At 65.8% G+C, this 21,361-nt stretch carries 21 protein-coding genes; 17 read left to right on the top strand and 4 right to left on the bottom strand.

The window, feature by feature from the left end; genetic code table 11:
- Positions 1–184: 184 nt before the first annotated feature.
- Entirely contained in the window at positions 185–1,807 is a 1,623-nt protein-coding gene (locus IQ16_RS05775; protein ID WP_018647952.1) for a helicase HerA-like domain-containing protein, read from the bottom strand.
- A 348-nt stretch (positions 1,808–2,155) separates the two neighbouring features.
- Here IQ16_RS05775 and IQ16_RS05770 point away from each other — a divergent pair, with 348 nt between their 5' ends.
- The 10 genes from IQ16_RS05770 to IQ16_RS05720 all read left to right on the top strand — a co-directional run bounded on the left by IQ16_RS05770 (position 2,156) and on the right by IQ16_RS05720 (position 10,639).
- Positions 2,156–2,521 (top strand): hypothetical protein, encoded by a 366-nt coding sequence (locus IQ16_RS05770; protein WP_018647953.1) that lies wholly within the window; start codon positions 2,156–2,158, stop codon positions 2,519–2,521.
- Positions 2,522–2,545: 24 nt separating this feature from the next.
- Entirely contained in the window at positions 2,546–2,953 is a 408-nt protein-coding gene (locus IQ16_RS05765; RefSeq protein WP_018647954.1) for a DUF4332 domain-containing protein, read from the top strand.
- Positions 2,954–3,193: 240 nt separating this feature from the next.
- Positions 3,194–4,054, top strand: a complete 861-nt coding sequence (gene folP / locus IQ16_RS05755) for a dihydropteroate synthase (RefSeq protein ID WP_018647955.1) — start codon at positions 3,194–3,196, stop codon at positions 4,052–4,054.
- On the top strand, positions 4,051–4,419 hold the full coding sequence (gene folB / locus IQ16_RS05750; protein ID WP_018647956.1) for a dihydroneopterin aldolase: 369 nt from the start codon (positions 4,051–4,053) through the stop codon (positions 4,417–4,419). The genes folP and folB overlap by 4 nt, the downstream gene beginning before the upstream one ends.
- Complete coding sequence (folK, locus tag IQ16_RS05745; protein WP_018647957.1) at positions 4,419–4,910, top strand: 2-amino-4-hydroxy-6-hydroxymethyldihydropteridine diphosphokinase; 492 nt, start codon at positions 4,419–4,421, stop codon at positions 4,908–4,910. The genes folB and folK overlap by 1 nt, the downstream gene beginning before the upstream one ends.
- Positions 4,911–4,991: 81 nt before the next feature.
- Positions 4,992–6,863 carry a methylmalonyl-CoA mutase subunit beta gene (locus IQ16_RS05740; protein ID WP_018647958.1) on the top strand — a complete coding sequence of 624 codons (1,872 nt, stop codon included), beginning with the start codon at positions 4,992–4,994 and terminating at the stop codon, positions 6,861–6,863.
- Positions 6,860–7,324: a GFA family protein gene (locus tag IQ16_RS05735; RefSeq protein ID WP_018647959.1), complete on the top strand. Its 465-nt coding sequence runs from the start codon at positions 6,860–6,862 to the stop codon at positions 7,322–7,324. Before IQ16_RS05740 ends, IQ16_RS05735 begins: the two co-directional genes overlap by 4 nt.
- 23 nt (positions 7,325–7,347) lie before the next feature.
- Complete coding sequence (gene scpA, locus IQ16_RS05730; protein ID WP_026312813.1) at positions 7,348–9,504, top strand: methylmalonyl-CoA mutase; 2,157 nt, start codon at positions 7,348–7,350, stop codon at positions 9,502–9,504.
- A gap of 36 nt (positions 9,505–9,540) precedes the next feature.
- A complete protein-coding gene (locus IQ16_RS05725; RefSeq protein ID WP_018647961.1) occupies positions 9,541–9,837 on the top strand; it encodes a nucleotidyltransferase family protein in 297 nt (98 codons plus the stop codon).
- Between the two features lie 31 nt (positions 9,838–9,868).
- Positions 9,869–10,639: an RsiV family protein gene (locus IQ16_RS05720; protein WP_145831341.1), complete on the top strand. Its 771-nt coding sequence runs from the start codon at positions 9,869–9,871 to the stop codon at positions 10,637–10,639.
- A 7-nt stretch (positions 10,640–10,646) separates the two neighbouring features.
- Here IQ16_RS05720 and IQ16_RS05715 read toward each other — a convergent pair whose 3' ends face one another.
- Positions 10,647–11,126 carry an SRPBCC family protein gene (locus tag IQ16_RS05715; protein WP_018647963.1) on the bottom strand — a complete coding sequence of 160 codons (480 nt, stop codon included), beginning with the start codon at positions 11,124–11,126 and terminating at the stop codon, positions 10,647–10,649.
- 214 nt (positions 11,127–11,340) lie between these two features.
- Between IQ16_RS05715 and IQ16_RS05710 the strand changes: the two genes are divergently transcribed.
- From IQ16_RS05710 to IQ16_RS05680, 7 genes are all read left to right on the top strand, one after another.
- Positions 11,341–12,333, top strand: coding sequence for a tripartite tricarboxylate transporter substrate binding protein (locus tag IQ16_RS05710; protein ID WP_018647964.1), 993 nt, complete (start codon positions 11,341–11,343; stop codon positions 12,331–12,333).
- Between the two features lie 122 nt (positions 12,334–12,455).
- Positions 12,456–12,947 carry a tripartite tricarboxylate transporter TctB family protein gene (locus tag IQ16_RS05705; RefSeq protein WP_018647965.1) on the top strand — a complete coding sequence of 164 codons (492 nt, stop codon included), beginning with the start codon at positions 12,456–12,458 and terminating at the stop codon, positions 12,945–12,947.
- 4 nt (positions 12,948–12,951) lie between these two features.
- Entirely contained in the window at positions 12,952–14,463 is a 1,512-nt protein-coding gene (locus IQ16_RS05700; protein WP_018647966.1) for a tripartite tricarboxylate transporter permease, read from the top strand.
- A gap of 51 nt (positions 14,464–14,514) precedes the next feature.
- Positions 14,515–15,504 (top strand): methylmalonyl Co-A mutase-associated GTPase MeaB, encoded by a 990-nt coding sequence (meaB, locus tag IQ16_RS05695; RefSeq protein ID WP_018647967.1) that lies wholly within the window; start codon positions 14,515–14,517, stop codon positions 15,502–15,504.
- Positions 15,501–16,157: a pyroglutamyl-peptidase I gene (locus tag IQ16_RS05690; RefSeq protein ID WP_018647968.1), complete on the top strand. Its 657-nt coding sequence runs from the start codon at positions 15,501–15,503 to the stop codon at positions 16,155–16,157. Before meaB ends, IQ16_RS05690 begins: the two co-directional genes overlap by 4 nt.
- 198 nt (positions 16,158–16,355) lie before the next feature.
- Positions 16,356–17,726 (top strand): TIGR03808 family TAT-translocated repetitive protein, encoded by a 1,371-nt coding sequence (locus IQ16_RS05685; RefSeq protein WP_018647969.1) that lies wholly within the window; start codon positions 16,356–16,358, stop codon positions 17,724–17,726.
- Positions 17,727–17,925: 199 nt separating this feature from the next.
- On the top strand, positions 17,926–18,234 hold the full coding sequence (locus IQ16_RS05680; RefSeq protein WP_018647970.1) for a GIY-YIG nuclease family protein: 309 nt from the start codon (positions 17,926–17,928) through the stop codon (positions 18,232–18,234).
- Between the two features lie 120 nt (positions 18,235–18,354).
- Here IQ16_RS05680 and IQ16_RS05675 read toward each other — a convergent pair whose 3' ends face one another.
- Both IQ16_RS05675 and IQ16_RS05670 read right to left on the bottom strand, forming a co-directional pair.
- Complete coding sequence (locus tag IQ16_RS05675) at positions 18,355–19,176, bottom strand: TIGR03809 family protein (RefSeq protein ID WP_018647971.1); 822 nt, start codon at positions 19,174–19,176, stop codon at positions 18,355–18,357.
- A 485-nt stretch (positions 19,177–19,661) separates the two neighbouring features.
- On the bottom strand, positions 19,662–21,347 hold the full coding sequence (locus tag IQ16_RS05670) for a S8 family serine peptidase (RefSeq protein WP_018647972.1): 1,686 nt from the start codon (positions 21,345–21,347) through the stop codon (positions 19,662–19,664).
- Positions 21,348–21,361 lie beyond the last annotated feature (14 nt).

Below are 21,361 nucleotides of genomic sequence, written 5' to 3'. Positions count from 1 at the left end.
CATCCTTCGAGACGCCGCCTTTGGCGGGCTCCTCAGAATGAGGTCTCGTTTCGCGGCAAGATCTCAGACCCTCATGGTGAGGAGCCCGCGCAGCGGGCCCGGACGATGCTTCGCATCGCCGGGCGAACCATGCAGGCCGAAGTCAAGCCGACCGAACACGGATTGCCACAAGAGGGCGCTCTGCCTATCTCCGCAGCAGCCCGCCGAGCGCACCGCGGACCAGGGTGCGGCCGATCGAGCCGCCGAGCTGGCCGGCGACCGACTTGCCGACATTGGCGGCCAGCCCGCCAATCACCTGGTTCGTCACCGATCGCGTCACATCCCGCGCAATGACCTGGCCGGTCGAGAGGCGGCCGCGCTTGACATTGGTGCCGAAGATGGTGCCGACGATCGAGCCGATCTGGCCGAGGATGCCGCCGCCGCTTTCGCCGGCCGGACCGTCGGCCGTAGCCGCGGTGCCGGCGATGCGCTTCTGAAGCATCTCGTAGGCGGATTCAGCATCGACGGCGGTGTCATATTTGCCCTTCACCGGGCTTGCATCCATGATCGCCTTGCGCTCCTCCGGCGTGATCGACCCGATCCGGGCCGACGGCGGCCGGATCATCACCCGCTCGACCATGGTCGGCGTGCCGTTGCCTTCGAGGAAGGACACCAGCGCCTCGCCCTTGCCGAGCTCCGTGATGACCTTGGCGGTGTCGAGCTTCGGGTTGGGGCGGAAGGTCTGGGCCGCCGCCGCGACCGCCTTCTGGTCGCGCGGGGTGAAGGCGCGCAGCGCATGCTGCACGCGGTTACCCAGCTGGCCGAGCACGCGGTCCGGCACGTCGACCGGGTTCTGCGTCACGAAATAGACGCCGACGCCCTTGGAGCGGATCAAACGCACCACCTGCTCGATCTTGTCCATCAGCGCCTTGGGCGCGTCGTTGAACAACAGATGCGCCTCGTCGAAGAAGAACACCAGCTTGGGCTTCGGCAGGTCGCCGGCCTCGGGCAGCTCCTCGAACAGCTCCGACAGCATCCACAGCAGGAATGTCGCGTAAAGCCGCGGGCTCTGCAGCAGCTTGTCGGCGACCAGGATGTTGACCACGCCGCGGCCGTCGCGATCGGTCTTCATGAAATCCTTCAGCGCCAGCGCCGGCTCGCCGAAGAACTTGGTGCCGCCCTGGTTCTCCAGCACCAGGAGCTGGCGCTGGATGGTGCCGACGGTGGCCTTCGTGACGTTGCCGAAGCCCTGCGCCTCCTTCTTGATGTCGGCAAGCGGGCTGTCCTCAGCATCCGCTCCCTTCTTCCCGCTATCGGGCACGATGGCATCGAGCAGCGCGCGCAGATCCTTCATGTCGATGAGGGTCAGCCCATTGTCGTCGGCGACGCGGAAGGCGACGTTGAGCACGCCTTCCTGCACATCGTTGAGGTCGAGCATGCGCGCGAGCAGGAGCGGCCCCATCTCGGTGACGGTCGCGCGCACCGGGTGGCCCTGCTCGCCGAAAACATCCCAGAACACCGTCGAGAACTGGTCGGGCTGGAATTTCAGCCCCATCTCGGAGGCGCGCTTGACGATGAAGTCCTTGGCCTCACCGATCTCGGAGATGCCGGAGAGATCACCCTTGATGTCGGCGGCGAAGACCGGGACACCGGCGCGCGCAAATCCTTCCGCCATGACCTGCAGCGACACCGTCTTGCCGGTTCCGGTTGCTCCGGTGACAAGGCCATGGCGATTGGCGAGCGCCAGCGTCAGCCATGCCTGCTCGTCTCCCTTGCCGACGAAGATCTTGTCGTCAGTGTCGCCGAGCTTGCTGTCCTGTGCCGTCATTATTCTCTCTGATCCCTCTGCCGTGTTTCGCGTATTGAAACCCAAATGCGCCAGTTCCGTAGTTTAACGCATGTCGCGCGCCGATTAAAACCGTTCAACGCGGCCTGAGCATGCGACATTGTCGGAAACAAGCGGGCGACATCAGCCGAAAGTTGGAACGAGGCGTTCGCACCGCGGTAATTTCTTGCTGATTCCATCTCCGCTCTTGCATCGCTGCAACACTTTTCGCGCGTTCGGGAGTGAATCGGACGTTGGTCGCGTTCATCGCTTGTATTTCACATCGCACCGGCTCAAGATCATTTTCGAAAACAATACTCCGGCATGTGAACCGGCTGAGGGGCAGGCCATATGGACGAGCTGATCGGACGGCTGGCGGCGAACGCCAGCATAGATAGTGCTGTGGCCGAAAAGACCGTCGGCATTATCCTGGGCTTTCTCCGCAACGAAGGCCCTTCCGAGAACGTCGAAGCCCTGATCAATCAGATTCCCGGAGCGGAAGCGGCGATCGAGGCGTCCAGAAGCGGCGGCGGACTGTCGCGGCTGATGGGCGGCGGCTTGATGGCTGTGGGCACGCGCCTGATGGGGCTGGGCCTCGGCATGTCCGAGATTCAGACCATTGCCCGTGAACTTTTCCGCTACGGCCGAGACAAAATCGGAGCGGATCAGATGGGCAAGATCATCGCGGGGACGCCGGGCCTCAGCCAGTTCGCCTGAGCGACGCTTTTCATATCGAGTATCATGACATATCCGATCTCCGAGATTGAGGGCCTGCCCTCCTTTGCCGCCAACAAGCTGAAGGCGCAGGGCATCCGCACCACCGCCGCGTTGCTCGAGGCCGCCTCGACCGTGAAGGGCCGCAAGGCGCTGTCCGCCAAGACCGGCATCAGCGAGCAGCTGCTGCTGGAATGGGCCAACGTCTCCGACTACATGCGCATCCCCGGCATGGGCCGGGCCAAGGTCGGCCTGGTCCGCGCCGCCGGCGTCACCACCGTGCGCGAGCTCTCCTATCGAAATCCGGCGAGGCTCGCCCAGAGCATGCGCGAGGCCAACGAGAAGAAGAAGCTGGTCCGCATCCTGCCGTCGGAGAAGTCGGTCGGCGACATCATCGCCAAGGCCAAGAAGCTGCCGCCGAAGATCACTTATTAAGGTCGCGCTCTCCGCAGACGGATTCTCGCGCGACCTTCTCGGTGTCGTCCCGGCGAAGGCCGGGACCCATAACCACAGGGAGTGGTTTGGCGAAGACTAGTCGTTCGGTACTCCGACCCTTCCGCAATCGATAGATTCCGCGGTATGGGTCCCGGCCTTCGCCGGGACGACAGCGGGAGTGATGCGCGAGAATGCCACAACATCTTGACTCCCCCCTCCCGACAGCGCAATGCCACGCGCATGAATGCCTCGCCCTCCCCATCCGTCCCGCCGGCCGGCTCGGCCGGGCTTGATGCGCTGCGGACGCTCGTGGGCCGGCCGATCCCGGCGGTGATGGGCGTGCTCAACGTCACGCCGGATTCGTTCTCCGACGGCGGCCAGTTCATCGCACCTGAGCAGGCGTTGAAGCGAGCGCGGGCGATGATCGAGGCTGGCGTCGACATCATCGACATCGGCGCCGAATCCACCCGGCCCTACACCGGCGCCAAGGCCGTCACCGCCGAGGACGAGCTTGCCCGGCTGAAACCAGTGCTGGCAGGCGTCGTCGCGCTCGGCGTGCCCGTGTCGATCGACAGCATGAAGGCGGAGGTGGTGAAATTCGCGCTCGACCAGGGCGCGGTGATCGCCAACGACGTCTGGGGCCTGCAACGCGACGCCGACATGGCGCCGCTGATCGCCGCAAAAGGCGTCCCCGTCATCGTCATGCACAACCGCGACAGCGTCGATCCCGCCATCGACATCGTCGCGGAGATGAAAGCATTCTTCCTGCGCTCGCTGGATATCGCCGCGAAGGCCGGCATCGCGCGCGAGAGCATCGTGCTTGATCCCGGCATCGGCTTCGGCAAGACCGCCGAGCAGAGTATGATCGCGCTCGCCCGGCTGCGCGAACTCGACATATTCGGCCTGCCGATCCTCGTCGGTGCCTCGCGAAAGCGCTTCATCGCCTCGGTGTCGCCGTCGGAGCCATCGGAGCGCCTCGCCGGCTCGATCGCCGCGCACCTGATTGCCGCGCAGCGCGGCGCCAGGATCATCCGGACCCATGACGTCGCCGAGACCTTGCAGGCCCTGCGGGTGGCACACGCAATCGAGAGCAAGCAATGACCGATACGATCTTCGTGACCGGCCTGTCGATCCATGCGCGCCATGGCGTGATGGATCACGAAACCGAAGTCGGCCAGCGTTTCGTGATCGACCTCGAGCTCTACACCGACCTGTCGGAGCCCGCGCGCACCGACCGGCTCGCCGACACGGTGTCCTACGCCGAAGTCGTGTCGACCACGACGGCGGCGTTCAAGAACACCAATTACAAGCTGCTGGAAGGCGCGGCCGGCGCGGTTGCGGATGCCATCCTGTCGCACTTCCCGCGCATCCGTGCGGTGAAGATCACCGTGCACAAGCCGCACGCGCCGATCGCGGCGATCTTCGACGACGTCGGCATCATGCTGACGCGCTCGCGGCATCCATAATGGCAAGCGTGCTGATCGCACTTGGCGGCAATGTCGGCGATGTCCGCGCGACATTCAAAAAGGCGATCTCGCACATCTGCGGCATGGCGCAGGCCGCACTGATCGCGCGCTCCTCGGACTATGCGACGCCGCCCTGGGGCGACGAGGACCAGGCCCCCTTCATCAATGCCTGCGTCGAGATCGAGACCAGCCTCGATCCGCATGCGCTGCTGTTCGTGCTGCAAAAGGTCGAGCAGAAATTCGGCCGCACGCGGGACAAGGAGCGGCGCTGGGGCCCGCGCACGCTCGATCTCGACATGATCGCCTACGACGATGTGTCCTTGCAGAAGCCCGACCTGACGCTGCCGCATCCGCGCCTGTTCGAGCGTGCCTTCGTGCTGGTGCCGCTGGCCGAAATCGCGCCGGACCGCGTGATCTCGGGCATTCGTGTGCGTGACGGGCTTGCCAGCGTCTCGACGCAAGGCATTGAGCGGCTTCCGGATACCGGTTAACCAAAAACAACCGTTTGCAGGGACGGTCCGCCGTGGCAATTTCGCCTGCGAATAACAAGATTTTCGGGAGCCCCTCGCCGCATGACCTCCGTGACTGACGACCTGCCGCTGGCGGCGGATTTTCCCAAGGCCACCGTCGAAGACTGGCGCAAGCTGGTCGACGGCGTGCTGAAGGGCGCGCCGTTCGAGAAGCTGGTCGGCAAGACTTATGATGGCCTGAAGATCGATCCGCTCTATCCGCGCGCCAGGGGCGTGGCGCCCGTGGTGGGCCGGCCGGCGGCGGCACCGTGGCAGATCGTGCAGCGGATCGACCATCCCGATGCGGCACTCGCGAATGCGCAGGCCTTGCAGGATCTGGAGAACGGCGCGACGGGGCTCGCGCTGGTGTTCGCCGGCGCCAACGGCGCTCGCGGTTTTGGCCTGGAACCTACGGCTGATGCGGTCGCAAAGGTCCTGAAGGACATTCATCTCGACGCCGGAATCGGGATCGACCTCGAGATCGGTCCGCAATCGCGGATGGCCGCGATCCATGTCGCGGAATATGTGAAGAGCAACGGCCTCGATCCCGCGGCCTGCAACATCCGGTTCGGGCTCGATCCGCTCGCGGCGGGCGCGGTGTGGGGCCACAGCCCTTATACGTGGGAGGAGATCGTCCCCGCCGTCACCGGCGCCATCAAGGGTCTGGCCGCGCTCGGCTTCAAGGGGCCGTTTGCCTCCGCCGACGGACGCGTGATCCACGATGCCGGCGGATCGGAAGTGCAGGAGCTCGCCTTCGTGCTCGCCTGCGGCGTCGCCTATCTGCGCGCGATCGAGGGTGCCGGTGTCCCGCTGGAGCAGGCGCAGGGCATGATCTATGCGCGGCTTGCCGCGGATGCAGACCAGTTCCTGACCATGTCTAAATTCCGCGCGCTGCGGCTGTTGTGGGCGCGCATCGAGACCGCTTGCGGGCTGACGCCAAAGCCGCTGTTCATTGCAGCCGATACGGCCTGGCGCATGCTGACGCAGCGCGACCCTTACGTGAACATGCTGCGCGCGACCATGGCGACGTTCGCGGCGGGACTCGCCGGTGCCAATGCCATCACCGTGCAGCCGCATACGCTGGCACTCGGACTGCCCGATCCGTTCGCGCGGCGCGTGGCACGCAACACGCAACTCCTGCTGCTGGAGGAGAGCAATCTCGCCAAGGTCAGCGATCCCGCGGCTGGCGCCGGCGGCATCGAGACGCTGACCGCGCAACTGTGCGAAGCGGCCTGGGCGCTGTTCCAGGAGAGCGAGAGCGCCGGTGGCGCCTTCGCAGCGCTCCAGCAGGGCCTGTTCCAGAGCAAGGTCGCGGCCGCGCGAAAGGCGCGCGATGCCAACATCGCAAAGCGGCGCGACGTTCTGACCGGCGCCAGCGAGTTTCCGAACTTGCAGGAGAGCGAAACCGCTGTGCTGAAGGCAACGCCTGTCGCGCTCGCGCCTTACGGGGAACAGAAATACAAGTTCGAGGCGCTACCGCCGATCCGGTTGGCGGAGCCGTTCGAGGCGCTGCGCGACAAATCCGATGCGGCACTGAAGGCGCACGGGGCGCGGCCAAAGGTGTTCTTGGCCAATCTCGGCACGCCCGCCGATTTCACGGCGCGCGCGACCTTTGCGAAAAGCTTCTTCGAGGCCGGCGGCATCCAGGCCGTCGAGAGCGAGGGTTTTGCCGATCCGGCCAAGCTGGCCGCCGCCTTCAAGGCCTCCGGCGCTGCGCTTGCCTGCCTTTGTTCCAGCGACAAGGTCTATGCGGAACACGCCGAAGCTGCGGCGAAGGCCCTGCAATCGGCCGGCGGGCGACATATCTATCTGGCAGGCCGCCCGACTGAGGCCGAGGCGGGCTTACGGGCCGCCGGCGTCACGGGTTTTGTCTTCGCCGGGGGTGATGCGGTTGCCACGTTGCAGGACGCCTATCGACGGATGGAAATGGCATGACCGAGACCAGCAAACCCGTTCTTACCGGTGGCTGCCAATGCGGCGCGGTGCGCTTTGCGCTGACGGCGTCGCCGAACAAGATTTCGATCTGCCACTGCCGGATGTGCCAGAAGGCCAGCGGCGCGCCGTTTGCCTCCTTCGCCGACATCGAGAAGACGGACTTTGCCTGGACCAAGGGCACGCCATCGGCGTTCCAATCCTCGTCGATCGCGATGCGCGATTTCTGCGCCGCCTGCGGCACGCCCCTGAGCTTCCGCCGCATCGACGGTCCTCGCATCGAGATCATGACCGGCGCCTTCGACCGGCCGGACCACGTGGTGCCGACACGGCAATATGGCACCGAATCCCGCCTCGGCTGGGTGGTCGGCATCGCCAATCTGCCGAGCCAGACCACGCAGCAGAATTACGGACCGGAGAAGATGGCAACCATCGTCAGCCATCAGCATCCGGATCATGATTGAGCGCCTATGATATGGTTGAAGCCATGAGCCGCATTCCCAATTTCGCAAATGTTGCCTTCGAGCGTAGCGCCACCGCCGCGCCGGCCGGCAGCGCCGAGCCTTGGCTGACGCCCGAGGGCATCCTGGTGAAGCCCGCCTATGGCGAGGCGGATCTCGCCGGGCTCGACTTCCTCGAGACCTATCCGGGCATCGCGCCCTATCTGCGCGGCCCCTACCCGACCATGTATGTCAACCAGCCCTGGACCGTCAGGCAATATGCCGGATTCTCCACGGCTGAGGATTCCAACGCGTTCTACCGCCGCAACCTCGCGGCAGGCCAGAAGGGCCTCTCCGTCGCCTTCGATCTCGCCACCCATCGTGGCTATGACAGCGACCATCCGCGCGTCGGCGGCGACGTCGGCATGGCCGGGGTTGCCATCGATTCCATCTATGACATGCGCACGCTGTTTGCGGGGATTCCGCTCGACCAGATGAGCGTGTCCATGACCATGAACGGCGCGGTGCTGCCGATCCTCGCGCTCTACGTCGCCGCCGCCGAGGAACAGGGCGTGCCGCCGGAGAAGCTCTCAGGGACGATTCAGAACGACATTCTGAAAGAGTTCATGGTGCGCAACACCTACATCTATCCACCTGCGCCCTCGATGCGGATCATCTCGGACATCTTCGCCTACACCTCCACGAGGATGCCAAAATACAATTCGATCTCGATTTCCGGCTACCACATGCAGGAGGCCGGCGCGACGCAGGATCTCGAGCTCGCCTATACGCTCGCCGACGGCGTCGAATATCTGCGTGCCGGCCTTGCCGCAGGCCTCGATGTCGACCGCTTCGCGCCGCGGCTGTCGTTCTTCTGGGCGATCGGCATGAACTTCTTCATGGAAGTCGCCAAGCTGCGTGCCGCACGCCTGCTCTGGGCGAAGCTGCTCAAGCCGTTCAATCCGAAGGACCCGCGCTCGCTGTCGCTGCGCACGCACAGCCAGACCTCGGGCTGGTCGCTGACCGCGCAGGACGTCTTCAACAACGTGATGCGCACGACGGTGGAGGCGATGGCGGCGACGCAAGGCCACACCCAGTCGCTGCACACCAACGCGCTCGACGAGGCGCTGGCCTTACCGACGGATTTCTCGGCGCGGATCGCCCGCAACACCCAGCTGTTCCTGCAGCAAGAGAGCGGCACCACGCGGATCATCGATCCCTGGGGCGGCTCCTATTATGTCGAACGCCTCACGCGCGATCTCGCCGCAAAGGCCTGGAGCCACATCCAGGAGGTCGAGGAGCTCGGCGGCATGGCGAAAGCCATCGAAGCCGGCGTGCCGAAACTGCGCATCGAGGAGGCCTCGGCCAAGACCCAGGCCCGGATCGATGCCGGCAAGCAGGCGGTGATCGGCGTCAACAAGTACAAGCCGACCGACGAGGACAGGATCGAGATCCTGAAGGTCGACAACACCAATGTCCGGCGCTTGCAGATCGACAAGCTGACGCGGCTGAAGTCCGAGCGCAACCAGAAGGACGTCGAAGCCGCGCTCGCCGCGCTGACGCGGTCGGCCGGCGAAGGCAACGGCAATCTGCTCGCGCTCGCCATCGACGCGGCCCGGGCAAAGGCGACCGTCGGTGAAATCTCTGACGCAATGGAAAAAGTGTTCGGCCGCCACCGCGCCGAAATAAAATCCATCACCGGCGTCTACAAGCGAGAGGCGTCCAGCATGGGCAACCAGGTCGAGAAGGTTCAGGCGCTGATCGACGCGTTCGAGGAGGCGGAGGGCCGCCGCCCCCGCATCCTCGTCGCCAAGATCGGCCAGGACGGCCATGACCGCGGCCAGAAGGTGATTGCGTCGGCGTTTGCCGATATCGGCTTCGACGTCGACATCGGGCCGCTGTTCGCGACAGCCGATGAAGCCGCGCGCCAGGCGGTCGAGAACGACGTGCACATCCTCGGCGTCTCTTCGCTGGCCGCCGCCCACCTCACGGCCGTGCCCGAGCTGAAAGCCGCGCTGAAGAAGCAGGGCCGCGACGACATCATGATCATCGTCGGCGGCGTGGTGCCGCCGCAGGATTACGACGCGCTCTACGCGGCCGGCGCCGAGGCCATCTTCCCACCCGGCACCGTGATCGCGGATGCGGCCGAGGAGCTGATCCGCAAGCTGAATGCGCGGCTCGGGCATAGCGAGGCGGCGGAGTAAATGCTAGACTGGCCGCGTAACCGGCCAGATTGTATCATGACACGTGACGAGATCGTCGCTGCGATACGCAAGAACGCCGATGCCATCAAAGGCAAGGGCGTGTCAAAGCTTGCCGTATTGGGTTTACGCGCCAATGAGGATTACCGCCCGGACAATGACATCGACGTCCTTGTCGAGGTCGAACCGGAGACATCCTTCTCGCTGCTCAATTTGATCGATGTCGAGCAGATCATCGAAGATGCGACTGGCTTGCAGACGCAGGCGACCGTCCGGCACTCCATTTCACCTCGCTTTGTGGAGCACATTGCGGGCGACATTTTCGAAATATTCTGACGCTCACGCAGGAGCACCATCCTTGAAGTTCATGACCGGTTTGAGCGTCGCCCTGGCGCTGAGCGCAACATGCGCGTTTTCCGCCCTCGCCGCCGCCCCCAAGCCCGATGCCGTCCTGAAGAACAAGAGCATCGAGGCGCGCATCTTCCTCGATGACGGGATCAAGGCGGATGCGGCGCTGGCTGCGGACTGCCTGACCGAGGGCGAGAAGTGGCTCGACAAGAACGCAGCGGAAGCTGCGGCATCGCGCAAGGAGGATCCACAGTTCTTCAAGAACGGCGGCTGGGACTTTGAGCGCAAATACAGCATCCGTTCCGTCGTGGCCGACCGCTATGTCAGCATCCTGCGCAACGACTACATGGACACCCACGGCGCCCACCCCAATTCGGACGTGAACACGATCCTGTGGGACAGGACGGCGAACAAGCGCATCTCGATCCGCCCGTTCTTCACCGAGACCGCCGATGGCGGTCCCACCATGAAGGCGATGGTCAAGGCCGTGATTGCCTCGCTCAAGGCTGAGAAGAAGAAGCGCGACACCAGCGAGACCGCGACCGACGAATGGTTCAAGGGCATCGAGCCGACCCTGCTCAAGATCGGTGCGGTGACGCTCGCCCCGCCGACCGAGGCGGACATGAGCTCCGGGCTCACCTTCCACTATCCGCCCTATGCGGTCGGCCCCTATGCCGAGGGCGAATATGTCGCGTTCGTGCCCTGGGAGACGCTGAAGCCTTACCTCACCGCGGAAGGCGCGCGCGTCTTCGGCGGCGCGCGACCCAAAGGTGACGCGGAGGCGCAGTGAGCGGGCGCTAATCGTGTTGCGGACGCACCCGAGCCAGTGTCCGCGCGAGTGAATCCGTCCAATCAGGGATCCAGGAGGCAAACAGGGCCTGCCAGCGATCGGCGTCCGTAGGTTCGGTATCGAGGGCGACCGACCATTCGATGAGGGTGCGGTCGCCGTCGATGACCGGGCGCAGGTGCATCGTGCCCTGGTAGCGCGTCGGCGCTGCGCTCTGGCTTCCGTCATCTTGCGGATATGGCAGCGCTTCGAGACCGGCATAGGTCAGGATGTGCTGCCGGTCCGAGTGTTCGACCAGGCGCTGGCGAATCCAGTTTCCAAGATAACAGAAGCGTCTGATGGCGCCGACTTCGTCGCCGCGCTTGTCGTCTTCGATCACGCTCTCGCTCACCCCGTCGATATAAGCGGGATAGTTGTTGAAATCGCGGATCAGCGACCAGACGGTGTCCAGTGGATGGTCCAGCACGGCGCTGTAATAGGCTTGGGTCATCGGGGTTGCCCTTGGCTTCGGCGATGCGCCCATTGATCGCGATCCGCGTGGGTAAACCCACCCGATTTCCGACTGCTCAGCCGGTGGGTATCCGGGTTTCGCACAGCGCATTGGTCTCACTGGTAGCGCTACCTTGCAGCCTCGCTGCAAAGCCGACTAGAATGCCGCCATTGACAAGAGCGCCCGGTGTTACGGGCGCCGCTGGGAGGCATTCATGTCCAAGATTTCGCGCCGCACGTTTGCGGCTTCGACCGCCGCCGTTGCGGCATCCGCTGCATTCGGGTTCAAGCCCGCACTCGCGCAGGCCTATCCGGCCCGGCCGGTCACCGTGATCGTGCCCTGGGGCGCCGGTGGCGGTACCGATGCGACGGCGCGCATTGTCGCAGCACTGCTGGAAAAGGATCTCGGCCAGCCCTTCAACGTGGTCAACCGCACCGGCGGCTCCGGCGTGGTCGGCCATAGCGCGATCGCGACCGCGCAGCCCGACGGCTACACCATCGGCATGCTCACGGTCGAGATTTCGATGATGCATTGGCAGGGCCTCACCGAGCTGACGCCGAAGAGCTACACCCCGCTGGCGCTGATGAACGAGGATCCGCCGGGCATCCAGGTCTCCTCCTCCTCGCCCTACAAGACGGTGAAGGAGCTCGCCGAAGCGATCAAGGCGGCGCCTCCCGGCAAGTTCAAGGCCTCGGGCACCGGTCAGGGCGGCATCTGGCACCTGGCGCTCGTCGGCTGGATGCAGGCCATGGGCCTGCCGGCCAACCAGGTCGCCTGGGTGCCCTCGAACGGCGCGGCCCCTGCGATGCAGGATCTCGCTGCCGGCGGCCTCGACCTCACCACCTGCTCGGTGCCGGAGGCGCGCGCGATCATCGAGGCCGGCAAGGCGAGGAGCCTTGCCATCATGGCGCCGGCGCGCAACCCGATCTTCAAGGACGTGCCGACGCTGAAGGAGGCGATGGGCATCGACTACGCGACCGGCGCCTGGCGCGGCATCGGCGCACCGAAGAACCTGCCGCCGGAGATCGCCACCAAGCTCACCGCGGCGCTGAAGAAGGTCTACGACTCCGCCGAGTTCAAGGACTTCATGAGCAATCGCGGCTTCGGCACCGTCTGGGGCGACGCGGCCCATTTCGCCGGCTTCATGGACAAGGGCGATGCCCAGATGGGCGAGGCGATGAAGGCCGCGGGGCTGAGCAAGGCGTGACGTTCGGATGAGGGGGATCTCCGCGAATCCAACTCTCACCGTCTGCGCGGAAAGTCCCCTCACCCCGACCCTCTCCCCGTAAGAACGGGGAGAGGGAGAAGAAAGCCCACAGGACCCCTCTCATGCGTCTTCCCGACTCCGTCACGGGATCGTTTCTCGTCGTGCTCGGCGCGGCTGCCGCCTATGGCGGCTACATCCTGCCGCCGGTGCCGGGGCAGCCGGTCGGCCCCAACGTGTTTCCGCTCGTGATCGGTACGGGCCTTGCGCTATGCGGGCTCGCGATCGTGTTCGGCATTGGCCACTCCTTCGAGGAGGAGGAAGAGCTGATCCCGATGGAGGACGGCCAGGCAGCTGCCCCGCCGCCGCAGGGCAGGTTCTACGGCCTGCGCGCCTTGCTGCCGCCGGCGCTGCTGCTGTTCTACGTCTTTGCCGCCGACCGGCTCGGCTTCATCATCACCGCGGCGATCATGGTCTACGTCACCTCGACGGCGCTCGGCGCCAAGTGGAAGCTGGCGCTGCCGCTCGCCGCGCTGTCGCCCTTCGCCATCCACCTCATCTTCGGCAAACTGTTGCGCGTGCCGCTGCCCGCCGGCCTGTTGCCGACGCCCTGGTAATCCCATGCTCAAGACCCTGATTGATGCCTTCGCGCTGATCTCCACCTGGGAGGTCATCATCGCGATGTTCGCGGCCTCCGTGTACGGCCTCGTCATCGGCTCGCTGCCAGGCCTGTCGGCGACCATGGCGACCGCCCTGCTCGTCCCCGTCACCTTCTACCTGTCGCCGATCGCGGCGATCGCGACCATCGTGGCGGCGTCCTCGATGGCGATCTTCTCCGGCGACATTCCCGGCGCGCTCTTGCGCATTCCCGGCACGCCCGCCTCCGCGGCTTACGCGGACGAAGCCTATGCCATGACGCGCAAGGGCCAGGCCGAGCTCGCGCTCGGTGCCGGCGTCTGGTTCTCCGCCGTCGGCGGTATCGCCGGCGTGCTGTCGCTGATGATCCTGGCGCCGCCGCTCGCCGAGATCGCGCTGTCGTTCTCGACCTTCGAATATTTCTGGCTCGCGCTGCTCGGACTGATGTGCGCCACGCTGGTGGCACGCTCCTCGCCGGTGAAGGCGATCGCCGGCATGTTCCTTGGTCTGCTCGTCTCGTGCATCGGCATCGAGAATCCCGGCGGCATCCCGCGCTTCACCTTCGGCATCACCGACCTGTTCGGCGGCATCGAGCCGATCCCGGCCCTCGTCGGCGTGTTCGCGGTGGCGCAGGTGATGCGTGCGATGCTGACCCCCGAGCCGCCGCCGCTGCCGCGCCGAAAATTCGGAAGCATCATGGCCGGCCAGTGGAAGCTGACCCGGAAATACCATTGGCAGATGACGCGCGGGAACATCGTCGGCATCATCATCGGCGTGCTGCCCGGCGCCGGCGCCGACATGGCGGCGTGGGTCTCCTACGCGATGTCGAAGCGCTTCTCCAAGGAGAAGGAAAAGTTCGGCACCGGCCATGTCGAGGGCCTGGTCGAGGCCGGCGCCAGCAACAATGCCAGCATCGCCTCGGGGTGGGTGCCCTCGCTGCTGTTCGGCATCCCCGGCGACACCATCGCCGCGATCGCGATCGGCGTGCTCTACATGAAGGGCCTCAATCCCGGCCCGACGCTGTTCACCGAGAAGGCGTCGAGCATGTACGCGATCTATCTGATGTTCATCATCGCCAACATCCTGATGATCCCGCTCGGCATCGCCATGATCCGCGTCGCAGCCTACATCCTGCTGGCGCCACGCTCGACCGTGATGCCGATCATCATGCTGTGCTGCGCGGTCGGCTCGTTCGCGATCGGCAACAACATGTTCGGCGTTGTCACCGTCGCCGCCTTCGGCGTGATCGGCTACGTCATGGAAGCCAACGGCTATCCCGTCGCCGCGATGGTGCTCGGCATCGTCATGGGCACCATGGTCGAGCAGGCCTTCGTCACTTCGCTGATCAAGTCCGACGGCAGCATCCTGCCGTTCTTCGAGCGGCCCGTCGCCGCCATCCTCGCCGCGATGGCGATCGGCGCCCTGCTCTGGCCGGTGATGGTGTGGGTGTGGCGGAAGGTGAAGCCGGCGCAGACGGCCATGGCAACGACCCGGTGATATCGGGCGGGCGGCCCTCGCCTGCCCTCCCTCGGCGTTGTAAAGCAGGGCATGACTGAGAAGAAGGCCTCGCTGGACATCAAAACCCTCGCCCGCGACCTGCGCGCCGGCAGCCGCGCGGCGCTCGCGCGGGCCATCACGCTGGTGGAGAGCCGTCGCGCCGACCATCAGGCGCTGGCGCGGGAGCTGGTGCAGAAGCTGCTTCCCGACACCGGCAAGGCGTTTCGTGTCGGCATCACCGGCTCGCCTGGCGTCGGCAAATCCACCACCATCGATGCGCTCGGGACCTATCTGATCGAGCAGGGCCACAAGGTCGCGGTGCTCGCGGTCGATCCGTCCTCGGCGCGCAGCGGTGGCTCGATCCTCGGCGACAAGACCAGGATGGCGCGGTTGTCGGCCTCCGCCGACGCCTTCATCCGCCCCTCGCCGTCCTCGGGCACGCTCGGCGGCGTCGCCGCCAAGACGCGCGAGGCGATGCTCTTGTGCGAGGCGGCCGGCTTCGGCGTCGTGCTGGTCGAGACGGTCGGTATCGGCCAGTCCGAGACTGCTGTCTGCGACATGACCGATTTCTTCCTCGCTCTTATGCTGCCGGGCGGCGGCGACGAGCTGCAGGGCATCAAGAAGGGCCTGGTCGAGCTCGCCGACATGATCGCGATCAACAAGGCCGACGGCGACAACCTCAAGCGCGCCAACATCACCGCTGCCGACTATCGCGGCGCGCTGCATATTTTGGCGCCGCGATCCGAGCATTGGCATCCACCCGTTGTCACCTATTCGGCGTTGGCCGGCACCGGCATCGCCGAGTTGTGGCAGAAGGTTCTGGATCACCGCAAGGCGATGAATGCGTCCGGCGATTTCGCCGCGCGGCGGCGCGAGCAGCAGGTGAAGTGGATGTGGTCGATGCTGGAGCAGCGCATGCTAGCACGGCTGCGTACCGAGGCCTCGGTGCGGACCAAGGTCCGCAAGATCGAGACAGAAGTCGCCGATGGCCATCTCACGCCGGCGCTCGCCGCCGAGCAGATCCTGGAGTTGCTGCAATGAGCGACAAGCTCCGCATTCTCCTCACCGGTTTTGGTCCGTTCCCCGGCGCGCCCTATAATCCGACCCAGCCGCTGGTGGCACGGCTGGCCCAACTGCGCCGTCCGGCGCTCGATAATGTCGCGATCACGAGCCACATCTTCCCGGTCACCTATGCTGCCGTCGACCGGCAATTGCCTGACGTGCTCGCTGCGCAAAAGCCTGACGCACTGCTTATGTTCGGCCTCGCCGCGCGCACGCCATATCTGCGCATCGAGACCCGCGCACGCAACGCGGTCACCATGCTCTGGCCCGATGCGGCCAACACCCGCTCCAGCAAGCGCGGCATCGCCGGCCATGCCGACGCGATGATGTTCGGCCCGCACACGGCACGGCTGCTGCGCGCCGCGCGCCTCTCCGGCATCGACGCGCGCGCCTCGCGCGATGCCGGCGCCTATCTCTGCAACTATCTGAGCTGGCGCGCGATCGAGAACGTCAGGGCGGGCGGGCCAAAGTTGGCGGCGTTCATCCACATTCCCCTGCTCGCGCGCAGCGGCGCGGTGCGGCGCAAGGGGGCGCCGCGCATCACGCTGGACGAGCTGGTGGATGCGGGGGAAGCGATGCTGATGGAGATGGTGGCGTTGGCAAGGAAGACGCGGAACACACCGGCCTCGTAGGGTGGGCAAAGGCGCACTTGCGCCGTGCCCACCATCTTGTTCCGATCTGCGATAACGTGGGCACGCTTGCGCTTTGCCCACCCTACTGCACCGTCCTTGCGGTAAACATTTAACCCTACCGCGAACAATCCTCACGACCCCTGCCGCCCTGCGCTACCTAATCCGCTGCGGACCCCCGCGTCCGCCGGAGGACGCGTCATGGACCTCAATCGCCGTCACCTCATCGGGGCTTCGACCGCTGGCATCGCCGGCGCGCTGGCCATGCCGGCCGACGCCGCACGCGCGGCGCCGCTGACGTCGCTGCTCGGCCGCGATGCCACGCAATATGGCGTGCGGCCCGGCAGCAGCGAGGACCAGACGCGCGCGCTGCAGCGCGCGATCGACGAGGCCGCCCGGGTGCAAATGCCGCTCGCCTTGCCGCCCGGCGTCTACCGCAGCGGATTGCTGCGGCTGCCGAATGGCGCGCAACTGATCGGCGTGCGCAGCGCGACCAAACTCGTCTTCACCGGCGGCGCCTCGGCGATCCAGAGCGATGGCTCCGATGCGATCGGTCTCACCGGCATCACCTTCGACGGCGGCGGCATTGCGCTGCCGACGCGGCGCGGGCTGATCCATGTGCTCGGCGGGCGCGATGTGCGCATCACCGATTGCGAGATCACGGACTCCGGCGGCAGCGGCATCTGGCTGGAGCAGGTCACGGGCGACATCTCGGGCAACATCTTCACGAATATTGCGGTCACGGCTGTGGTCTCGTTCGATGCCAGAGGGCTCAGCGTGTCCCGCAACACGATTCTCGGCACCAATGACAACGGCATCGAGATCCTGCGCACGGCGATCGGCGACGACGGCACGCTGGTGGCGGACAATCGCATCGAGAACATCAAGGCAGGCCCCGGCGGCTCCGGCCAGTACGGCAACGCCATCAACGCCTTCCGCGCCGGCAACGTGATCGTGCGCGGCAACCGCATCAGGAACTGCGACTATTCCGCAGTGCGCGGCAACTCGGCTTCGAACATCCACATAACAGGCAACAGCGTCAGCGACGTGCGCGAGGTCGCGCTGTATTCCGAGTTCGCGTTCGAAGCCGCCGTGATCGCCAACAACACAGTCGATGGCGCCGCGGTCGGCGTCTCCGTCTGCAATTTCAACGAGGGCGGCCGCATCGCGGTGGTCCAGGGCAACATCATTCGCAATCTGATTCCGAAGCGCCCCATCGGCACCGCGCCGGACGACGATGCCGGCGTCGGCATCTACATCGAGGCGGACACCTCGGTGACCGGCAATGTGATCGAGAACGCGCCGTCCTACGGCATCGTCGCCGGCTGGGGCAAATATCTGCGCGACGTCGCGATCACGGGCAATGTGATCCGCAAGGCGCTGGCCGGCGTCGGCGTCTCCGTGGTGCCCGGCGCCGGCACCGCGCTCGTCAACAACAACATGATCTCGGAAACCCCGCGCGGCGCCGTGGTCGGCCTCGACCACGCCCGCGCGGTGACGGCGGACCTGTCGGCGGACGGCGCGCAGCGCTTTGCGCAGGTCATGGTTGGCGGGAATGCGGTGCGGCGGTAGGTGCGCGGTTGGCAGCCGGGCCGTTCATCCTTCGAGGCTCGCTCCGCGGTGCTCTGCACCGCGAAACTCGCACCTCAGGATGACGGGGATCTGCCTGAGGTTGTTTCATCAAAACTTGACAACCAAGACACTGCCGTCATCCTGAGGTGCGAGCGGCGCAGTGCGGAGCACTGTGCCGGGAGCCTCGAAGGATGATGTTGTGGGCATCTATGTCTACATGCTGCGCTGCGCGGATGGTTCTTTCTACATCGGGAGCGCAACTGGCGAGGACACGTCCAAGCGGGTCGATGAGCACAATGCCGGCGCCTATCCAGGATATACCTATTCGAGGCGCCCGGTGGCTCTGGTGTGGTCGGAATATTTCGATCGCATCATTGATGGCATTGCGGCTGAGCGACAGCTCAAAGGATGGAGCCGTGCCAAGAAGGAAGCGCTCATTCGATCGGATTGGAAGTCGGTGAGGCAGCTTGCGCGGCGGCGCGCGGGAGCGCCGAGGCCGAAGGCGTAAGCGTTGGCTTGGCAGACAGTTGGGCCGTTCATCCTCCGAGGCTCGCTCCGCGGTGCTCCGCACCGCGGAGCTCGCGCCTCAGGATGACGGACCAGGACGCGGCTGATCTTCGAACGTCCCTTAGAACGCGTTTCGCAGCAGCGGGTACTTCGCTTCGATGCCGTCGAGGCTGAGGGTAAATTCGACGACGCGCTCGGGGGCTGCGACGATTTCCGCGGCCGGCGGAGCGAACTGTGGCAGGAGCGTTGCCATTGCGGCAGGCGTCGCGACCGGCGGCTTCACAGCGGGCGCTGTGAATGGCGCCATCGCGGCAGGCGCGGCGACCGGTGGCCTCACGGCAGGTGCGGTGCGCGGGGCCAGTGCAGCGGGCGCGGCGACCGGCGGCCTCACAGCGGACGCGGTTGACGCCGCCCTCGCAGCGGGAGCCCTGAGCGGCGGCATCTCGAACGGCGCGGTGAACGAGGCTATCGCCTCGGGCGCAGCCAGCGGCACGAGCGGGGCTTCGGGGACTTCGGCGAGAACATCCGGCTTGGGATCGAGCCTGACCGGCAAGGCGGTCTCGGCGGTAATGTGGACGGCCTTTGGCTGCAAGGTCTTGGGCTGCAAGGCCTTGGGCTGCACGGTCTGCACCTGCTGCTCGCGCGGAAACACGCGAGGCATCGTCGCCGGCGACCAGCCGAATGCGGAGGTGACGCTCGCGGCTGCCGCGGCGACGTCCCCGCCCGTGGCGATGGCGCGCCAGGTCTGGACGGCGCGTTTGGCTTCCTGGATGTTTTCGAGAAAGGCGAGTTCGGAGTGATAGCGGCGCCAGCGTCCGGTCTCGAACATCTCGGAGAGATGTTCCAGCCGCTGTTCGGCGAGAGTGCACCAGCGCGCCGCAACTTCGCGGCTGCAAGCCTCCGCGCGGAAAGGCGCGTAACCAGACTCTTGGCGATGTGTCATGAACCAGCCCGTTGGGAGAAAACACGGACGCGGGGGACGCAACGCACACGAATCAATTTAGACGCGACATGAATATTTTGTGGAAAAGTTTTGACTTGTCCAGCAACGACGCGCCGTCCGTCATGAAAGACCGTAGTCGCGCGGAGAATTGCTGTGATTTCGAGTCAAGCTTCGCACAAGCATGACGGACGTGCGCGACACTTGATCGACGCTGGCGCTCGGCGCCACCGCGACCGCTCAACCGGAAGCTGATCCCGAATATCGCTTCAAGGAATCGGATGCCCGAAAAGAAAAGACCCGTCCGGGGGGACAACCGGACGGGTCGAGCCATATGGGCGCTTGGGGTGGATGGGCGCTCGCGCCTGATATGACTGATGGGGAGGGATGACCGCTCCCACATAATTTGGTCGTGCTGGCCGGCTGAACGTTCAAATGCGGGGTTTGATTTTTTAACCTTCGGCGTGCGCGCAAGGTTGTCGCAGCGACTATCGCGTCGCCGGCCTATCCGCCTGAGATATCGCGGCTTTATCGCCTGCGCTCGACAGCGAGGGTTGCTCGATCGCGCGGATGCCCGGCTCGTCGCGACGCTTGTCGGCATCTTCACGTTTTGTTGTACCGGACGCAGCCGCAACCGGCGTCGCACTGTTGGCGGGAACGGCCGTCACCGCGGCAAACGCATCGGCCTCGCCGTCGCCAAAGAGATCATCACGCCCGGGTGATCCGAGATCGCGCGCGGTCTTCGCGAGCGTCATGCGCAGCGCTTCCGGCTTGAGTGTGTAATTGCGCTCGAGCAGCAGCGCCGCGACGCCGGAGACATAGGCGGCCGAGAACGAGGTTCCCGACGTCATCTGGTATTTGCCCTCGGGCGCCGGCAGGAAGATGTCGACGCCGGGTGCGGCCAGCGCGATGTAATTGCCGCGGTTGGAGGCCGAGAACAGTCTGTCCTGCTGGTCGGTCGCGCTGACCGCGATCACGTTGGGATTGGCAGCGGGGTAGAGCGGCGGCGATTTCGCGCCGGCATTGCCGGCCGCCGCGATCAGCACGAGGCCGCGCGCGGCGGTCGCCGCAATGGCGCGCTCGATCACGGCGTCCTTCGGGCCTGCAAAGCTCATATTGACGATCTGCGCGCCGTGCTCGGCGGCGTAATTCAGCGAACGCAGGATGATGTAGGACGAGCTCTCGGCGCCGCCCGTGGTGCCGCCGAAGGCGCGAATGGCGATGATGCGCGCCTCGGGCGCACTGCCCATCAGCTTGGCATGCGCCACGATGGCGCCGGCAATGCCGGTGCCGTGCACATGCGGGCCCTCGGCGCTGCCGAGCGCGTCGAAATTATCGGAGATGGAATTGGCGAGCTCGGGGTGCTTGGCATCGATCCCGGAGTCGATCACCGCAACCGTCACATTGGCGCCATGCGCCAGCGTGTGCGCCTGCGGCAGGCGAAGCTTTGCCAGCGCGTATTGCGCCGGGTCGCCCTCGACCGGCACGGCGGGTTTCTGGTCCTGGAGCGCGTAGCGGAAGTTCGGCTGAACCGAGCGCACACTGCCGTCTGCGGCGAATTCGCGCCGCACCGTCTCGGTGGGCCGGCCATCGGTGATGCGGAACAGGCCGAACGTCGCCCCGATCAGCGGAAAATTCTCGGATGCGACGCGCGCGAGGCCATGGCGGCGCGCGAGCTCGTCGGCCTCCGTCACCGACAGGGCGCCGTCGATCTCGGCGACGAATTCGCCTGCGAAGATGCGCTGGTTCACCGCAACCGGCGTGTTGTTGCCGCGTCCCTTGCTGGCAACCTTCTTGCCCGATTTTCCGTTGCCCTCGCCGCCCGCATTCGGCTGCGCCAGGCATTCGCCGTCGGCATCGCGATAGGGCGCCGTGCAGCTGGGGTAGAGATTGGGCGAATAGCGCGCATAGGGCAGCACCGGCGTCCCGATCCGCGTCGACGGGATCCGGCCGGTCGTCGTGATCAGGCCCGGGCCGCGGCTGATGCTCACCGCCCGCGCGGCGATGCTGGGAGAGATCGTGGGCGTGCGCGAGGGAACGCTGATGGTGGGCGTGCGCATGATTGCCTGCGCCTGCGCGACCTCGACGCCGAGGCAGGCGGCGAGCAGCAGCACGGCCCCGACCGACGAGGCGTAGGCCGCGGCTCGCAACTTACTCTCGGACTTGCGCGTCATCGGTTCAGAGGCGC

Source organism: Bradyrhizobium huanghuaihaiense, assembly GCF_007830635.1.
GTDB lineage: Bacteria > Pseudomonadota > Alphaproteobacteria > Rhizobiales > Xanthobacteraceae > Bradyrhizobium > Bradyrhizobium huanghuaihaiense.
The sequence above is the reverse complement of the archived record's forward strand: the minus strand, read 5'-3'. Positions and strand labels throughout refer to the sequence as shown.

What these genes read in the sequence shown, in the direction of transcription:
- IQ16_RS05775 (WP_018647952.1), bottom strand. Translation starts at nt 1,807, where the DNA reads ATGACGGCACAGGACAGCAAGCTCGGCGACACTGACGACAAGATCTTC.
- IQ16_RS05770 (WP_018647953.1), top strand. Translation starts at nt 2,156, where the DNA reads ATGGACGAGCTGATCGGACGGCTGGCGGCGAACGCCAGCATAGATAGT.
- IQ16_RS05765 (WP_018647954.1), top strand. Translation starts at nt 2,546, where the DNA reads ATGACATATCCGATCTCCGAGATTGAGGGCCTGCCCTCCTTTGCCGCC.
- folP (WP_018647955.1), top strand. Translation starts at nt 3,194, where the DNA reads ATGAATGCCTCGCCCTCCCCATCCGTCCCGCCGGCCGGCTCGGCCGGG.
- folB (WP_018647956.1), top strand. Translation starts at nt 4,051, where the DNA reads ATGACCGATACGATCTTCGTGACCGGCCTGTCGATCCATGCGCGCCAT.
- folK (WP_018647957.1), top strand. Translation starts at nt 4,419, where the DNA reads ATGGCAAGCGTGCTGATCGCACTTGGCGGCAATGTCGGCGATGTCCGC.
- IQ16_RS05740 (WP_018647958.1), top strand. Translation starts at nt 4,992, where the DNA reads ATGACCTCCGTGACTGACGACCTGCCGCTGGCGGCGGATTTTCCCAAG.
- IQ16_RS05735 (WP_018647959.1), top strand. Translation starts at nt 6,860, where the DNA reads ATGACCGAGACCAGCAAACCCGTTCTTACCGGTGGCTGCCAATGCGGC.
- scpA (WP_026312813.1), top strand. Translation starts at nt 7,348, where the DNA reads ATGAGCCGCATTCCCAATTTCGCAAATGTTGCCTTCGAGCGTAGCGCC.
- IQ16_RS05725 (WP_018647961.1), top strand. Translation starts at nt 9,541, where the DNA reads ATGACACGTGACGAGATCGTCGCTGCGATACGCAAGAACGCCGATGCC.
- IQ16_RS05720 (WP_145831341.1), top strand. Translation starts at nt 9,869, where the DNA reads ATGACCGGTTTGAGCGTCGCCCTGGCGCTGAGCGCAACATGCGCGTTT.
- IQ16_RS05715 (WP_018647963.1), bottom strand. Translation starts at nt 11,126, where the DNA reads ATGACCCAAGCCTATTACAGCGCCGTGCTGGACCATCCACTGGACACC.
- IQ16_RS05710 (WP_018647964.1), top strand. Translation starts at nt 11,341, where the DNA reads ATGTCCAAGATTTCGCGCCGCACGTTTGCGGCTTCGACCGCCGCCGTT.
- IQ16_RS05705 (WP_018647965.1), top strand. Translation starts at nt 12,456, where the DNA reads ATGCGTCTTCCCGACTCCGTCACGGGATCGTTTCTCGTCGTGCTCGGC.
- IQ16_RS05700 (WP_018647966.1), top strand. Translation starts at nt 12,952, where the DNA reads ATGCTCAAGACCCTGATTGATGCCTTCGCGCTGATCTCCACCTGGGAG.
- meaB (WP_018647967.1), top strand. Translation starts at nt 14,515, where the DNA reads ATGACTGAGAAGAAGGCCTCGCTGGACATCAAAACCCTCGCCCGCGAC.
- IQ16_RS05690 (WP_018647968.1), top strand. Translation starts at nt 15,501, where the DNA reads ATGAGCGACAAGCTCCGCATTCTCCTCACCGGTTTTGGTCCGTTCCCC.
- IQ16_RS05685 (WP_018647969.1), top strand. Translation starts at nt 16,356, where the DNA reads ATGGACCTCAATCGCCGTCACCTCATCGGGGCTTCGACCGCTGGCATC.
- IQ16_RS05675 (WP_018647971.1), bottom strand. Translation starts at nt 19,176, where the DNA reads ATGACACATCGCCAAGAGTCTGGTTACGCGCCTTTCCGCGCGGAGGCT.
- IQ16_RS05670 (WP_018647972.1), bottom strand. Translation starts at nt 21,347, where the DNA reads ATGACGCGCAAGTCCGAGAGTAAGTTGCGAGCCGCGGCCTACGCCTCG.